The sequence below is a fragment of the Cecembia calidifontis genome (assembly GCF_004216715.1).
Lineage (GTDB): Bacteria > Bacteroidota > Bacteroidia > Cytophagales > Cyclobacteriaceae > Cecembia_A > Cecembia_A calidifontis.
In genome coordinates, this window is record NZ_SGXG01000001.1 from 653201 (window position 1) to 670461 (window position 17261).

At 41.0% G+C, this 17261-nt stretch carries 11 protein-coding genes; 7 read left to right on the top strand and 4 right to left on the bottom strand.

Annotated elements, in window-relative coordinates; genetic code table 11:
* Window positions 1-47: 47 nt before the first annotated feature.
* The 4 genes from BC751_RS02855 to BC751_RS02870 all read left to right on the top strand — a co-directional run bounded on the left by BC751_RS02855 (window position 48) and on the right by BC751_RS02870 (window position 5096).
* The gene (locus BC751_RS02855; RefSeq protein WP_130274232.1) at window positions 48-704 is read left to right on the top strand and encodes a hypothetical protein; all 657 of its coding nucleotides are present in this window, start codon (window positions 48-50) and stop codon (window positions 702-704) included.
* A 154-nt stretch (window positions 705-858) separates the two neighbouring features.
* A complete protein-coding gene (locus BC751_RS02860; RefSeq protein ID WP_130274233.1) occupies window positions 859-2592 on the top strand; it encodes a M14 family metallopeptidase in 1734 nt (577 codons plus the stop codon).
* 231 nt (window positions 2593-2823) lie between these two features.
* The gene (locus BC751_RS02865; protein WP_130274234.1) at window positions 2824-3138 is read left to right on the top strand and encodes a DUF6787 family protein; all 315 of its coding nucleotides are present in this window, start codon (window positions 2824-2826) and stop codon (window positions 3136-3138) included.
* 164 nt (window positions 3139-3302) lie between these two features.
* The gene (locus BC751_RS02870; RefSeq protein WP_130274235.1) at window positions 3303-5096 is read left to right on the top strand and encodes an ABC transporter ATP-binding protein; all 1794 of its coding nucleotides are present in this window, start codon (window positions 3303-3305) and stop codon (window positions 5094-5096) included.
* A gap of 163 nt (window positions 5097-5259) precedes the next feature.
* On the opposite strand, the gene BC751_RS02875 is transcribed toward BC751_RS02870, so the two are convergent.
* The 3 genes from BC751_RS02875 to BC751_RS02885 form a co-directional block, all read right to left on the bottom strand.
* The gene (locus BC751_RS02875; RefSeq protein WP_130274236.1) at window positions 5260-5862 is read right to left on the bottom strand and encodes a DUF2179 domain-containing protein; all 603 of its coding nucleotides are present in this window, start codon (window positions 5860-5862) and stop codon (window positions 5260-5262) included.
* Between the two features lie 83 nt (window positions 5863-5945).
* Window positions 5946-7349 carry a DUF4403 family protein gene (locus BC751_RS02880; RefSeq protein ID WP_130274237.1) on the bottom strand — a complete coding sequence of 468 codons (1404 nt, stop codon included), beginning with the start codon at window positions 7347-7349 and terminating at the stop codon, window positions 5946-5948.
* Between the two features lie 177 nt (window positions 7350-7526).
* Entirely contained in the window at window positions 7527-8753 is a 1227-nt protein-coding gene (locus tag BC751_RS02885; RefSeq protein ID WP_130273774.1) for an IS4 family transposase, read from the bottom strand.
* Window positions 8754-8901: 148 nt separating this feature from the next.
* Here BC751_RS02885 and ytxJ point away from each other — a divergent pair, with 148 nt between their 5' ends.
* The gene (ytxJ, locus tag BC751_RS02890) at window positions 8902-9237 is read left to right on the top strand and encodes a bacillithiol system redox-active protein YtxJ (protein ID WP_130274238.1); all 336 of its coding nucleotides are present in this window, start codon (window positions 8902-8904) and stop codon (window positions 9235-9237) included.
* On the opposite strand, the gene BC751_RS02895 is transcribed toward ytxJ, so the two are convergent.
* Window positions 9234-9929: a lysoplasmalogenase gene (locus BC751_RS02895; protein ID WP_130274239.1), complete on the bottom strand. Its 696-nt coding sequence runs from the start codon at window positions 9927-9929 to the stop codon at window positions 9234-9236. The genes ytxJ and BC751_RS02895 overlap by 4 nt on opposite strands.
* A gap of 360 nt (window positions 9930-10289) precedes the next feature.
* On the opposite strand from BC751_RS02895, the gene BC751_RS02900 reads away from it, so the two are divergent.
* Window positions 10290-13586: a TonB-dependent receptor gene (locus BC751_RS02900; protein ID WP_130274240.1), complete on the top strand. Its 3297-nt coding sequence runs from the start codon at window positions 10290-10292 to the stop codon at window positions 13584-13586.
* A 331-nt stretch (window positions 13587-13917) separates the two neighbouring features.
* A complete protein-coding gene (locus BC751_RS02905) occupies window positions 13918-17178 on the top strand; it encodes a TonB-dependent receptor (protein WP_130274241.1) in 3261 nt (1086 codons plus the stop codon).
* Window positions 17179-17261 lie beyond the last annotated feature (83 nt).

Genomic DNA, 17261 nt, shown 5'->3' on the forward strand with positions numbered 1-17261 from the left:
AAAAGGAACTATGAAACATGACTTTAATAATTAACAGGTGTGCTTTCATGTACATCATTTTATTGCTTTCTCACTGCCGTGAAGCAGAAAGAAAAACAGATGAAGTCATGATTCCAGAAATTGTAAAGAAAGACACCATAGGGCTTGAAAATCCCTTATTTGCTTCCAAGTATGGTATCAACACAGAATCACCTCCTGCCTGGATCGGAACTGATCTTGTTATGGAGGAAGTCGTTGAGGGGGTTGATCAAATGTTGATTACCATTCAAGGATTAAACCTAATTGAATTCCAAAAAGAAGGGGTGGAAAAATTACTCCATCTTCAAAAAAATAGGCAATCCGTTAATTATCAAGATTATACAAATCAAGATAAATCTTTGTTGTTTGCAAAACAATCAAACAATAATATATCTATACAGGTCGATGATATGCAAAAGATAAAGGTTGGGTTAGATACTACATTATTAAACGATCTGGACATTTCATTATATAAGAAAACCTTTCCAGGTTCTTATACTTTCAGAAATCTTTATGGCATTTCAGAAACAGTAGATTTAGCTGCCTTAGATTCTGTAGAAACAATAGATTATACATTTTTATGGGCCTTATCCGAAAAAAACAATCCCCCTCAAATAAAGGGAAGGTTGGATATTACCTGGGTAAATGGTAAGCCATATAAGGTTTATTTCTTTTCTATTCCATAAGTAAATTCCTCCAAGCAAAGGCTTGGAGGAATTTACTTATGCTCGATAAAAATCAAATTAATCACAAATCATTTATTGAGTTGAAGAAGATTCTAAACAATAGTCTTTGAAGTTTTTTTCTGGTTTAAATCAATGTTTTTGTACAAATTCAGGCATGAAAAAATCCCTGCTTTCTATTATAGCCATTTTATATTCCTGCCAAATATCGGCTCAAAACCAGTACCCTACCCTTTTTGAAACTTCCAATGGAAAGGAAACACCGGTATATAATGATGTCATTCAATATTTCGGAACCTTGGCAAAGGACTTTGAGGAAGTTAGGATGGTTGAAATGGGCACAACAGATTCCGGCCTTCCCCTACATGTGGTCCTCTATGACCGGGAAAAAATATTCGACCCCAAAAAATGGCATGAAACCGGACGCTTGGTGGTGTTCATCAACAATGGCATCCACCCCGGGGAACCTGATGGGATCGATGCATCCATGATGTTTTTGAGGGACATCCTGTTAGGGAAACAAAGGGTACCGAATGACCTGGCCTTGGCCATAATACCTGTTTACAATATTGGAGGGCATTTGAACAGGGGCAGTTTTTCCAGGGTAAATCAAAATGGTCCGGAAGCATACGGTTTCCGGGGCAATGCCAGAAATTATGACCTTAACCGGGATTTTATCAAGGCAGATACCAAAAATTCCAGATCCTTTCAACTGATTTTCAACTGGCTCAAACCTCAAATATTTATTGACACCCATGTCAGCAACGGGGCCGATTACCAACATGTGATGACCCTGATTTCCACCCAACACAACAGACTGGGAGGAAAAACCGGAGAATACCTGGAAAATGAACTGAATCCCAAGTTGTATGAAGGCATGAAAGCCAAGGGTTTTCCCATGGTGCCCTATGTCAATGCTTGGGGCGGCAAACCGGAAGACGGATGGTCACAGTTCAAAGACTCCGGCCGCTATAGCAGTGGATATGCTGCACTGTTCGGTACCCTGAGCTTTATGCCTGAGACCCATATGCTCAAACCTTATGATCAAAGGGTCTTATCCACTTATGCTTTATTCCAGACTTTTATGGAAATTGCTGAACAGGATGCTGCAAAGATTGTAGCCCTGGTTCAGACCGATAGAGAAGCCAAAAAAAGCCAGAGACAATTTGACCTGAACCATACCTTGGACAGGGAAAAATTCAAATTGATAGAATACATGGGATTCGAGTCAGGGCAAAAACCATCAGAGGTTTCGGGCCATCCCAGGCTATATTACGACAGGACCAAACCCTTTACCAAAGAGGTGAAATTCTATGACACTTACCAAGCCGGAATCAGCATCCCCAAACCCAAAGCCTACATCATTCCCCAAGGGTGGTTCCATGTTTTGGAAAATCTCCAAAGAAATGCGATTACTTTAGAGCCCTTAAAATCAGATACCCTGCTACCGGTAACTGTGTACCATATCGCCGATTTTCAAACCGCCCAAAGGCCTTTTGAGGGGCATTACCTTCACAGCAATGTGCAAGTGGAAAAATCTCAGGCACTCATGCGCTTCCGTCCAGGAGATATCCTGGTACCCATGAACCAGGAGAACAACCGCTATATTATGGAAGTATTGGAGCCGCAGGGAGAGGACAGTTTTTTTGCCTGGAATTTCTTTGATACCATCCTTCAGGCCAAAGAAGGATACTCTGCCTATGTATTTGAAGATCTGGCGGCAGCCTTTCTTAGCCAAAATCCGGAAATCAGACAGGAACTGGAAAAGGCCAAAGCCAGTGATCCCGAATTGGCCAAAAGCGGTCCTGCACAATTACGCTGGGTATATGAAAGAAGTCCCTGGAAAGAAAAAGAGCATAACCGCTATCCTGTTTTTAGGATAGAGCAGTGATTGCCAATTTCATTGGAAAATTGGTGCAATTTATGATAAAAAAATCCCTGTGTCTCTCTGTCACTTCTCAGTGTATATCTTTGTAATAAAAATAGATATGTCATTCATGGGCACCAATATCCCAACTTGCCAAAGCTCCCGCTTTTGACTTGGTTCTTAACCTACCCCAAGTCTTCAAAACTGGGTTTATTCTCATTATATTCTTTACTTTTGTGGGGTAAAGCACAGAAAATGACCTCGCCAAAAACGAATTTCCTCCAAAAACTTCAAGCCAAATGGAAACTCAACAGTCTTTTCCAGGTAGTATTGGTGTTGATTGTTTTTGCATTGACAGGATTTACCATTTTATTTATCAAAAAACCGATTTTTGATTTTCTTGGGGTGAGTATGGAAAGGGGCGGCTTTTGGAAAACCATCCTCTACCTTTTGCTTGTACTTCCTCTCTACCAAATCATCCTATTGATGTGGGGATTTGTATTTGGTCAGTTCCGTTTTTTTTGGGAAAAGGAAGTTCAATTCCTGAAAAGAATAAGTGGCAGAAAATAAAGTAAATGTCGATTTCTGAGGCATTTTTTGAAAAACCAAGGCTCCATCAAACTTTTCTTCTGGCTTTAGGTTCAGACTTTGCACATGAAATTCGGTCAAAAATCCATAAAACCCATCCGAATCCTTAAATTTGCGGATTGATTACTTTTGAATAAAGCAAGTACATGGCAAAAAAGAGAGGCAATGCCCTGGAGGCGCATGAAAAGCGCAAACTGAATAAAAAGAACTTGGAAAAGTTGGGAGGTATCTTCCGCTTCATGCTGCCCTACAAGGTTCCCTTTATTTTCGGCATGCTCTTCCTGTTTTTTTCCAGCCTTACCTTGCTGACTTTTCCATTTGTTGCAGGCAAACTCATTGATACTGCATCGGGACAGACTTGGCTGACGGATGACATCAACCTGATCGCCCTGATGCTTTTGGGCATACTCCTGATTCAGAGTATTTTTTCGTTTTTCAGGGTCTGGTTGTTTGCCAAAGTATCAGAGCAAAGTATGCGGGACATCAGGGTGGCGCTGTACAGCAAATTGGTACAGTTACCCATGACCTTCTTTGACAAAAGAAGAACCGGAGAATTGATCAGCCGTATCACAGCAGATGTGAGTTTACTTCAGGATACTTTCTCCACTACTTTGGCAGAACTCTTCAGGCAGATCATCACCCTTCTTGCAGGTGTGGTTTTCCTGATGGTCACGACTCCAAAACTCACCTTGTTCATGCTGGCCACTTTCCCTGTACTGATCATTTTTGCGATGGTATTTGGAAAGTTTATCCGGAAGCTGTCCAAACAGACCCAGGATGAACTGGCTGCTGCCAATGTCATCGTAGAGGAAACCCTGCATTCCATCATGACGGTGAAATCCTTTGCCGGCGAGGAATATGAATCCAGCAGGTATTCCAAGGGCCTGAACAAAGTGGTAAAAGTTGCCCTCAAGGCCGCAAGTTTCAGAGGTGCTTTTATTTCCTTTATCATTTTTGCCCTTTTTGGGGGGATCGTTGCTGTCATGTGGTATGGTGCCAGCTTGGTGGCCCAAGGAGTAATGAGTGTAGGGGACTTGGTTTCTTTTGTCCTTTACACCACCTTTATCGGAGGTTCTATTGCCGGATTGGGTGACATTTACAGTCAGATCCAAAAAGCCATTGGTTCTTCAGAAAGGGTATTGGAGATCCTGGATGAAGCACCGGAAGTATCCACAGCAGATTACCAACAGGTGCCTGTAAATGGACATATCCAATTCGATCAGGTAAGGTTCAGTTATCCTACCCGTCCGGAAATTGAAGTATTGAAAGGAGTGTCATTCACCATCAGCCCGGGAGAAAAAGTAGCTTTGGCCGGTCATAGCGGAGCAGGGAAGTCCACCATCATTCAGCTTCTTTTGAAATTTTATCCGGTTTCTTCAGGAACTGTGGCAGTAGATGGCAAAGACCTTAAAAACTGGAATCTGAAGCAATTAAGATCAAATATAGGTATCGTACCACAGGAAGTTCTTTTGTTTGGAGGAAGTATCAAAGAAAACATTGCCTATGCCAAGCCCGATGCCACAGAGGAAGAGATCATCGAAGCTGCCAAAAAAGCCAATGCATGGCAGTTCATCTCGAAGTTTCCTGAAGGACTGGAAACCAAAGTCGGCGAAAGAGGGATCAAATTATCTGGAGGACAGCGTCAAAGGGTAGCAATAGCCAGGGCCATTCTAAAAGATCCAGCCATCCTGATTTTGGATGAGGCTACTTCTTCTTTAGATGCTGAATCAGAGGCATTGGTACAGGAAGCTTTGGATGAACTGATGAAAAACAGAACCACCATTATCATTGCACACCGATTGGCAACCATCAGAAAAGTGGACCGAATTTATGTACTCAATGAAGGCCGGATTGTAGAAGAAGGTACCCACGAGGAGTTGGCCAGGCAACATGAGGGTTATTATGCCAATCTGGTAAAACTACAGTTCGCAGACTCCTAATGAATATAGTCACCGGAAACTAAAAACCATACCAGCTACTTGGTATGGTTTTTTATTTTGTAAATAACAGTATAAACTTCTACTAATGGATGGCTTTTTTGATCTAATCAGAAGGATCAATTTTCATTTAACTAGAACTTGGCAGGCATTTATTAATTAGTCCCTATTTTCTTAACCTTGACCAAACTTTGGTTGTAAACCTGGGGCGGTCTTCCATGACATTCAGGTCATCCTCAGAAACCCTTTTGACACTTTCTATGGTGTAAAAGGCCTTATCATTTAAGGTTTTTACCGTTTCAATGTATTCCTTCAGGTCTTCCCTTTTCATGACTGTAAAGAGGAGATTCACTTTTCCATATCTACCTTCCGCTCCAACATTGGTAAAGCGAAAGTTTTTTTCCTTCATGTAGTCTATCAATTCTGGCATAGGGGTTGGGGTGATTACCCTGACCAGTACACGGCCCAGTGCCAATTTTTCCTCTATGGTCATCCCTACAAAGGTTCCCATGGCAAAACCTCCTGCATATCCCACATAGGACATGGGATTATTGATATTCTGGAAAATCTGTCCAATGGCCAATAACCATATCATGGCTTCAAAAAAGCCAAGGATCGGAGCAATATTTTTCTTTCCGTTCAACACAAACATAATCCTCAAGGTATTGATAGACACATCCATGACCCTTGCCATGAAAATCAATAATGGCATGATCAGGTAATCAAAGACTTCCTTGGGGATTCCCAGGTTCAGAAAATACTCCTGCATATTTACAATTTTGTTACAAATTTAACTGACACAAAAACCATTCCCTATTTTAAACCAAACATAGTTTGGTATTTTTTGTCACATTATTTAAGATCCTTTAAGCGGACATCCATTTTTCCACGGGAGCGGACATAAATCCTGACATCCTCAGCAGTGCTATATATTCCCTCCACCTGAACTGTAGGCCTAATAACCCGCATAGAAGCAAAGTCTGTATCAAGGTAACCCTGGTTCTGGAGTTCATTCTCTGCCTGTTCCAAAAATTTACCCAAAGGAATGACCGCAAGCTTCTGTATCTGATTTTGGATTTTCCTTCTTTTGGACCGGATACCGATTTTGGCAGGAAGATTTGCCGTTTGTACATCGAACAGGACATCTTCAAATTTCAGCTGCTTGCTGGATTGATCAAACTTGGGCTTTCCTGCAAAATACATTTTCCCTTTGACTTCATTTTTACCTTTCCTGATGGCATTAAAATCAATTCCCAAAAGGGTTTTGTCCCCATATTGACTGGATTGGAGATTAGAAGGAATCAGTACGGTCTTCTTGTCCAGACGAATCTGCTGTCCTTCCAGAGACTGATTGAGGTAAGCATCAAGATCCTTGTACCTGAAAACCAACGGAAGCCCTATATCCAGAACATTTTCTGTATTTTCATTCACACTGATTTCAGGCAGAGGGCTTCTTAAGATAACAGGCTTTTGGCCGATAGTGGAGAACATTTCCCCTTCCAAACCAAGAAAAAGCATAAGCCGTTGGTCAGGACTTATCACCTGCTTTACCCTTAATTTTTCGGGTTTGGCATAAAAATGAACCTGAAAACCATTTTGTTCGATGGTATAAGGTTCAGCAAAAGCCTTCCAAGTCTGTTCCGCCATATGTTTGAAATCAAACCTTAATAGTCCCGAACTGGCCAATTGGTTGTTCATTACCCGCTGTAGCTGTCCTCTGATCAGGGGATCGAGATCGATTTCAAAACCCAAAAGGTTATATTTCATGGATCTTCCCCAACTGTCAATATTCAGATTTCGGATGTTCAATTCCCAATTTTTCCCGATTTCAGGAATAAAACTGATTTCAGGACTCAGGTTTTCATTGAATGGTAGACTTGTAGAAAGCACCTGCCCAAATACTTTCCTTTCCAATTTCAGGTCTCCTTTCAGGTTCATTGGAATTTTGACTTGAATGCTATTGTTGTCCAAAGCCTTCAGGGAAATTTTGCCCGTTCTGTTCACATCGAGATCAGCAAACAGGCCACTTCCAAGAGACAATCCCTTATCTGAAAACAAATTACTGCCCCATTGTCTGTTTAAGTTGTCCTCCAGATAAGCAAGGGGAATGACGATAGGGATATTGATGCTGGAATAAGAAGTAGGGACCTCTTGAATGGGCGATCTGGGTGGGTTTTCAGGCTTAATACTTTTGCAGGAAACCAGCAAAACCAGCAATATGAATAATGCAGACCTGAATTTTATGGGGAAATTCATGGGATTAAAATTAGGTATTCATTTTTGATTCTACCAAAGGGAACTATTTTCGGGCCAAATTTATTTCTTTTCACAAGTATTAAGAACTACTGTCGTCCGACTAAAATAAGAAATTTAAAATAAAGTCCTCTAATGAAGTTTTAGAGGTGTTTTTTGTTGAAAGTCAAAAAGCACCCCCTATCCGGAAAGGAATAATTGGGTTTGTACATTTTGGATGTCTTTTTGAAATATACTTTTAAAGTAAGCTTCAGGAAAAAGTAGGAACTTTTCAAGACTGACGTAGGAGCAAAGATTTTTTGCGGCTACCATGACCATGGTCGAGAAGTCTTCAGCCTCTTTTATCCGCTTATGTAGAACTGTAAACAGGAGGTTGAGTATCAATGCCACCCAAATCTGGATTTTGATCCCGTTCTCGCTGTCCGACAAAAAATATCTGAGTTCAAAATTCTGCTTGATCTGCTTGAAAAGCACTTCGATAACCCACCTGTTCTTATAGAGAAGAGCTATGGTTAGGGCATCCAATCCCTTAAGATTGGTGATAAACTCCAGCGTTTCACCGCTTTCAGGGTCAGCATAAACCACCAGTCTGGCTTCAACTGTCCGAGAAACTCCCTTCTCCCTGTAGCTCAGTGAGATAATCTGGTCCTTGATGATGTCCAAGGCATGCGTACAGTCAAACTCACTGACCACTTCATATCTTGCATTGTCTTTTTTTCTGGTCACAAAATATCTGTTTGAACTGTCCCACTTTTCAAAGCAGGAATAGCGGTTATATCCTTTGTCGAAAACAGCTATCCCGTGCTCAGGCAGATCCATCACTTTTAAAAACATATTTTCATTTGTGGCCGCAGAACGGATACATATGAAGTTGGGAACGCCTTCTGCCAGATTCATTTTGGCAAATATCTTGGCACCACCTTTTTTCTTTCCGTTCAGGGGATTGCGTCCGGCCCCTCTGAGGATTTCCTTGAACAGCGTGACCGTTGAGGAATCAAAAACCTCAACACGGCTGAGGTCGACCTCTCCACCGATATCGAGCCAATTTCCTACCAAAGATGCCCTATAGTATGAATACAGCCCTTTGTATAGTTGTTCAAAAACACGATAACTGCGTTTACGGTTTGCATCAGAAAGGGTACTCCTGGCAGGTAGCTGCTTCATTCCAAAAGGAATAAGCTTGGTTATGATCAGGCCGATGTTTTTGCAGACCTCTCTAAGACTGCTGTTTCTGGTCAACACCGCATAAAACATGCAGATGAAGTGATCACTTGTTTTGAGTTTCTTGTAGTACCTATCCGAGTTTTCTTCCTCAACGACCTGATTCAATAGCTCTTTGGGAATAAGAGAGAGGAGTTGAGCGATAATAGGATGCCCAGACAAAAATTTATGCTTAAATTGTGTCACGTTGTTGGTTCTTGGTCGAAACAACAATATGAAAAAGATGGGTAAGCTCCAAAAGGGCTGCCCATCTTTGATTTTTGTACTATTCTAGGATTTTATTTTTTATATTGCCTCAGTTCTCGGACGACAGTAATTAAGAACAATTAAGTAAATGGATTGGATCAAGTTGGAAGAAGCTGCGCAATTGCAGGAAATTAAGAAAAAGAGTGAAGAAAAGCCTGTCATGATCTTCAAACATTCCACCCGATGTTCTATAAGCAGCATGGCTTTGGAGCGCCTAAGAAGGAATTGGAAAGCGGAAGATTTCGATAAAATCACCCCTTATTATCTGGATCTAATTTCTTACAGGGAGATTTCCAACCAAATTGCCCAGGAATTTGGTGTATTCCACCAATCCCCCCAGATCATTTTAGTCAAGGATGGGAAGGCCTTTTATGATACCAGCCATATGGGTATCAGTTATCCGGATATCATGAGCAGGATTTAACCTGCTTTTTCTTTTTCTATATGGGCCATAATCCCTCTTACTATCAGGAATTGGGCAATGATATAAGTTCCCATGACCAAAACACCTGCTTCAGGAAATTCCTGATAAAACTTATTGAGGGCCAGTATTCCATCTGAAATCAAAAACAAAGCAGCCCCCAGCATCACCTGCCAAAAACTGGAAGCATTGGTCTTATTGAATCGCTCCCGCGCTGTTGTAGCCATCATGACAATGACAATCAGGTAGGCAATGACCGGGATTTTCAATTCTCCTATCCCTCCGCGGATATAGAAGTAGACGAATGCAGCAAAGAGATAGATGGGAAAATTCAGGAAAAATAACCGGATAAAATCTACTTTACCTACACTGAAAGGCTGTCTTTGTGCTACTTTAAAGGCCGCAATGTAAGAGATATGGGCCATCAGAAAAGCTCCCAATCCATAGATGAATAATTTAGGAAACATCAGTAAGGTGTCTCCCATCCAAGAAAATATCAAAGCAGCTGAAACTGCTTTCCTGATCAAATGGCCTTTGAGTTCTTGAGTTGAAAAAATAAAATACGCCCAAAGTAAAGGAATGATAAAGGGTTTGGAATAAAACCTTATTGAATTTTCTCCGTTTGAGGTAAAGAATATATCAAGAATAGAGATAAGTAGAAATAAATAAAGCCAGATTATATTTTTCCTTTTCATGAACGACATATTTTATCTCTAAATATAAGCAGTTAATCCACTAAAACAGGAAGTTTTTACCGCCTTTCGGGTTAACAATTTTTTAACACAAATTAAACAACCCGAAAACATAAAAATAATTTATGGATTGTTTGAAGAAATTTAATGTCATTAAACAGTTTAAAAATGGGTTTTTTCAGATAAAATAAAATTAAATTTCATAATTCAATGTTAAGTAATTGTTACCAGACCGATTTCTTTTTTTGAAAAACTTAACACAGGGAAAAAAAACTTCAGGATTTTGACCATTAGTTTTGCAACGGATAAACTAGAGTTTATCTGTAAAAATTCACAAAACAATATAACAAAAAACACAAAATCATGAGGCAAACATTACTTAAGCATCTTTTTGCGTTAATTGCTCTTGTTTTTTCAACGAGCATTGCATTTTCGCAAGGAGTTACGACTTCAAGTATGCAGGGTCTGGTAACAGACAGGTCTGGTGAAACTTTACCAGGAGCAAATGTAGTAGCGGTACATACACCTTCCGGCACCCGCTACGGTGCTGTTACTAACGCAGAGGGCCGTTTTATTATCCCTAACGTAAGAGTTGGTGGTCCTTACACAGTGACAGTTTCTTTCGTGGGTTTTGAAGAAAAGGTTTTCGAGGGCATCAACCTTGCACTTGGCCAAAACTTCAACATCAATGCTGTCCTATCTGACGGAATGGATCTGGAAGCAGTTGAAATTTCCGCATCTAGGGGTGGAATTTTTGATGCCGACAGGACTGGTGCCGGTCTTAACTTAGGAAGTGATAAAATAAACTCACTGCCTACCATTAACAGAAGTGTGAATGACTTTACCCGTTTGACACCTCAATCTAATGGCAATTCCTTTGCCGGTACAAGTTCAAGGTTCAACAATTTCACGTTGGACGGCAACATCCTGAACAACAACTTTGGTCTTGGCACTGCACAGTTTGCCGGCGGCAACCCAATTTCCATAGATGCGATTGAAGAGATTCAGGTAAACCTTGCTCCTTATGATGTCAGACAGGGCGGTTTCACCGGCGCGGGTGTAAACGCAGTAACAAGATCTGGTGATAATACTTTCAAGGGATCTGTTTACTACTTCCTGCGAAATGACCAGATGCGCGCAAACAGGATTAAGGATCAGTTTGTACCTCAAAATGAAGCAAGAAATGAAATCAGAGGCTTCCGCTTGGGTGGTCCAATCATCAAAAATAAATTGTTCTTCTTTGTGAATTATGAAGAAGAGGAAGAGTTGAGACCTTCCATCTTGAGAAGGGCCAGAAGACCAGGAGAAACACCTGATGGCCAATTCATTTCAAGGGTTCCAATCGAAACAGCAAATTTTGTTAGACAAAGTTTGATCGATATTTATGGTTATGATCCAGGAGAACCTGACTCCTACACTTTCGGTTCTGAACAGACCCGTTTGAACCTAAGATTGGACTATAACATCAATCAGAACAACAAACTTTTTGTCAGGTACAACAGATTCTCTTCTTTTGAAGACGTACCTACCAACGTCCGCTCTACCCGAAATATGTCTGTGTTTAACAACACATCGAGAACTGGTGTAGAAGCCATCAATTTTAGGAATGCCAACTATACCAACGACAGGTTGGTAGAATCAATCGCAGCTGAATTGAACACAAGGATCGGAAACAGTGCTGCTAACCAATTGAATATCGGTTATACTGCCATTGCAGACCCAAGAAGAGGTATTCCTGGAGGTCAACCATTTCCATTCATTGAAGTGTTGGAGCCTAATGAAGCAGGTGAATTGCAGTACTTCCTGTCAATGGGTAATGAATTGTTTTCCGTAGGTAACTTGTTGGAGAACAAGATCTTCAACATCACCAATAACTTCACTTTGTTCAAAGGAAAGCATACTTATACTTTCGGAGGTAATTTCGAGTTCTTCACCTTTGATAATGCATTTAACCCTGTATTCAACGGGCACTACAGGTTCTTGAGCTATGATAATTTCGTTGAAGCAGTCATCAACAGAAACCCTAATGTGTTCCCTGATGCTTTTGCAAAAAGCTTTGCCTTGGACGGATCTACGACACCTCCAACTGACCGCACCAGATTTGGCCAGCTTGGCTTCTATGTTCAGGATGAATATCAGATGAATTCAAAACTGAAGATCACAGGTGGTTTGAGGATTGACCTTCCATTCTATCCAATCAGCATTCCTAGAAACGAATTATTGGCTGAAAGAGGCACAACTTTTACCCTTCCTAACGGAGAAACATTGATTCCTGATGTTTCAATATTCCCAAAGGTTAACCCACTTTTCTCCCCAAGACTTGGCTTTAACTATGATGTAAACGGTGACAGGTCATTTGTCCTGAGGGGCGGAACAGGTGTTTTCTCCGGACGACTTCCTTTTGTATGGTTATCCAACCAAGTGAACGGTTCGGGGGTAATAAGAGGTATTTTCGGTTATGAAGGCCAGGAAGTAATTAACAATGGCATCATTTTCAACCCAGATGTAACAGCGTATAACCCTACTAATCCTTCACAGACCTTAGGTACTGAATTGGCCTTGACTGATAGGAATTTCAGGCTACCGCAGACCTGGAGAACAAGTTTCGGGGTTGATAAAAAACTACCAGGTGGAATTATCGGATCTTTCGATTTTATTTACTCAAAAGATCTTTCAGCTCCACTTGCACAAAATATCGTTGTAAGGGAGCCTGATAGAAACTGGACCGGCCCTGATCAAAGACCAATTTGGGTTCCTACCCAAGGTTTCTTTGGACCTTCCAGCGATCCTTTCTTCAGACAGGTTTTCTATTTGACCAATGCAAATGTTAATCCTGATTATATTTCTGGTACAGTTTCGTTATCCAAGTCCTTCAACAATGGTTTGGACGTAATGACTGCTTATACCCTATCCAGAGCAAGAGATCTAGATGCAACTGGTGGATCACAAGCGCAATCATTGGTGCCTACAGTGGTGTCTGAAAATAGGAACAAGCCCGAATTGAGCTTTGCCAATTTTGACCAGCCCCACAGAATAATTTCTTCTGTTTCTTACACAACTGAAAATACAACTATCTCCTTATTCTACGAAGGTGGTCCAAACGGAAGATTCAGCTACACCATTGCCAATGGTGGCGGTTTGAATACCCTATTGAACATTGGTGATGGTCAGGCCAGATTGGTTTATGTACCTAACAGTGCTTCTGAACTGAACTTCCAGCCGTTTACTTTAGCAGGTAGAACTATTACTGCCGAAGAGCAGGCAAGGGCTTTTGATGCTTTCATCGATCAGGACAGATTCTTGAGAAATGCAAGAGGTAGGGTATTTGGAAGAAATGAGGGTATTCAACCTTGGGTACATACTTTCGACCTGAGTTTGGCACAAAGAATCAATATCACCAACGACAGAAAAAACAAGTTGGAAGCAAGATTCGACTTCCTGAACTTTGGCAATTTATTGAACCCTAATTGGGGAGTACCTTTCTTCCCTTGGCAGACATCTATCTTAAATTACAGAGGAACCAATGCTGCCGGTGAACCTGTTTACAGGATTACTACTAATCCTGGCACCACTACCATAATCAACGAAACTTTCAGACCTACCAATGGTATAGGAGGCTTGTGGAGGATGCAAATTGGTTTGAGATACAACTTTAACTAAAAGCCAAAAAAATCAAATAGATAAAAGCCCCCTGAAAACAGGGGGCTTTTTTGTTAACAATTTTTTAACCATTCCTTAAAATTAAGGAATTGATAAAAACTATTGTTTGGAAAAACCAAGCGAAATCGGTTTAAAATTGCTTAAGGCAGCATTTTTTACCTAAAAACCTATTTTATGCGCCGCTCAATATTAAGAAATTGTTAAGCTAAAATGTGAATAAATGTTAAAAAATTAACATTTTCTAAAACCATTAAACTTAAATGTACTCTACCTTTGTGTTCCCAAATCATTGGGAATGAATATTAAAAACCAAATTCAAACAGCAAAATTTATGAGGCAACCATTACTAAAGAATCTTTTTGCGGCATTGATGTTGGTGTTCGCCACATCAACTGCATTTTCGCAAGGGGTATCTACCTCCAGTATGACTGGTAGGGTAACTGACAGCTCAGGAGAAACTCTCCCAGGTGCAAATGTGGTGGCCACTCACGTACCTTCTGGAACAAGGTACGGCGCAGTGACCAATATCGAAGGTAGGTACACTATCCCGGGTATGAGGGTAGGTGGTCCTTATACGGTTACAGTTTCTTTCATTGGCTATGAGCCCCAAACCGTAGAAAACATCTTCCTAAGCTTGGGTATAGCTGCTAACGTAAACGTAGTCATGAGAGATGACAGTGCGGAATTGTCAGAAATTGTGGTTACTGGAGAAAAAAATTCAGTATTCAGTTCAGATAGAACTGGAGCCACTACTGCAATTGACAATGCAACCATCAACAAATTGCCTACCATCTCCCGTAGAATCAATGACTTTACAAGATTGACTCCACAGGCATCAGGCAACTCATTTGCAGGTCAGGACAACAGGTTGAACAACATTACTATCGATGGTTCTTACTTCAACAACTCTTTCGGTCTAGCTGGACAGCCTGGTGACAGAACGGGTGTTTCTCCTGTTTCTTTGGATGCGATCGAGCAGATTTCCGTTAACGTTGCTCCTTATGATGTGAGACAGGGTAACTTTACCGGTGCCGGTGTAAACACTGTTACCAGATCCGGTACAAATGAGTTTTCTGGTTCTGCTTACTATTTCTGGAGAAATGACAGTCACGTAGGTACAAAGGCAGGAGACAGAACATTTAATCCAGGTGAATTCAAATACAATCAGATCGGTTTCCGTGTTGGCGGTCCAATCATCAAAAACAAATTGTTCTTCTTTGCTTCCTTTGAAGATGAATCTGACACAAGACCAGGTACTACCTGGAGAGCCAATAATGGAAATGAAACTCCTGGAGGAAATATCACCAGAGTTTTGGCTTCAGACTTGACACAGCTGAGCAGCTTCTTACGAACTAATTTCGGTTACGAAACAGGACCATTCCAGGATTATGACCATACCACAGCTGCAACCAAATATCTGGCTAAGATAGATTATAACATCAACGACAAAAACAAGTTGTCAGTTAGGTATAACCATTTGGACTCCTCTACAGACGTATTGTTATCCAACTCAGCATCTTTGGGCTTTGGAAACAGAAACTTGAGAGTTGATGGTTTGAACTTCCAGAATTCTAACTACATCATTTTCGAAAATATCCGATCTATCGTAGCTGAATTGAACTCGAGATTGAGAGACAATATGACCAATAACTTCATCATTGGCTATACTTATCAGGATGAATCAAGAGGTTCAAGAGGTGATTTCTTCCCAATGGTAGATATCTTGAAGGATGGTGCTACTTACACTACTTTCGGTTTCGAGCCGTTTACTCCAAACAACGAATTGAGATACAAAACCTTCCAGATCCAAAACAACTTACAGATTTTCAAAGGCAAGAGCACTTGGACTGCCGGTTTCTCTTATGAGAATTACCGGTCTGAAAACGTTTTCTTCCCTGGTTCACAGTCTGTTTATGTGTATAATTCTCTGGAAGACTTCTATGCGGATGCGAATGCTTTCTTGAGCGGCACGCCGAATCCAGCATCCAACGTAAGGATTTTCCAAGTAAGGTATAGCAACATTCCTGGACAAACAAAACCAATTCAACCACTGAAAGTAAATTATGCTGGTATCTATGGTCAAAATGATTACCAAGTAAATAAAGACTTGAATTTGACCATTGGCTTGAGAATTGACGTACCTTTCTTTGCTGAAACAGGATTCAGAAACACAGAAGTGGAAGGCTTTAACTTCTTAAATCCTGCCGGTCAAACTGTAAGGTTCAGAACTGACAAACTTCCTGATCCAAATGTGCTTTGGTCGCCAAGAGTTGGTTTCAACTGGGATATTTCCGGTGACAGAACCACTCAGATCCGAGGTGGATCCGGTATTTTCACCGGCCGTCCTGCATATGTATGGATTTCCAACCAAATCGGTAACAATGGTATCCTAACAGGTTTTGAAAGGTTGGACAACACTTCTGCTAGACCTTTTAACCCAGACCCCAACTTCTATAAGCCTACTCAGGTAACAGGTCAGCCAGCTGCCAACTACGAATTGGCCTTAACTGAACCTGATTTCAAATTCCCTCAGATCTGGAGAACAAATATCGCTATTGACCAGAGACTACCTGGCGGTGTAATCGCAACAGGAGAGTTTATTTACAACGCTGATGTAAACGGTGTAGCTTATTATAATGCCAACCAAGCTCCTGCTAACCAAACATTTGCAGGTCCTGATCCAAGACCAAGATGGGTGGGCGGAAATGCTGCAAGAAGAATCAACCAAAAAATTGATAACGCTGTCGTATTGACAAACCAAGCTGTAGGTAATTCCTGGGTGGCTTCGGTTTCTTTGGAGAAACCATTTGCAAGTGGTTTGTTTGCTAAAGCAGCTTATTCCTATGGAGAGTCCAAAAACTTGGTTGATCCAGGTTCCATCGCATTTGGTTCTTGGAATGGAAACCCGCACAATGGTGATGCCAACAACCCAACACTTGGCTTCTCCGCCAACACCATGGGACACAGGGTATTCACAGCTCTAAGCTACAATAAAGACTTCTTTAAATTTGGTAACACTTCCTTCTCCATCTTCTGGGAAGGTAGAACCCAAGGCAACTTCAGCTATGTTTATGGTGGTGACTTCAATGGTGACGGTGGTACAGCCAATGACCTGATTTACATCCACAGAAACACCAATGAAATGAATTTCCAACAGTTCACTTCTGGAGGAAGAACTTTCACTCCAGAAGAACAGGCTGCTGCTTGGGAAGCATTCATTCAGCAGGACAAATACCTAAGCGCCAACAGAGGAAAAGTTGCTGAAAGAGGTGCTGTATTCATTCCAATGATCTACAGGGCAGACTTCTCCTTTGCTCAGCAATTGTTCACTGATATTTCAGGAAAGAAAAACTCTCTTGAGTTCAGAGTTGATATCCTGAACGTGGGTAACTTGCTTAACAAAAACTGGGGATTGGGATATCAGATCAACTCTACTCAGCCTTTGATCCCTGCCGGTGTCAATGCCCAAGGTGAACCTCAGTTCAGGTTCAGAAACTTTGGAACTGAATTGATCACAGAAACTTATCAGCGTTCTGCAACTGTCAACGATGTTTGGAGATTGCAGTTCGGTTTGAGATATATCTTCAATTAATCTAATAAAAATCAAGAAAGGGGGTGTCCGAAAAGTCGAGACACCCTTTTTTTATTGTTGATTTTCTCTAAAATTATTATTTT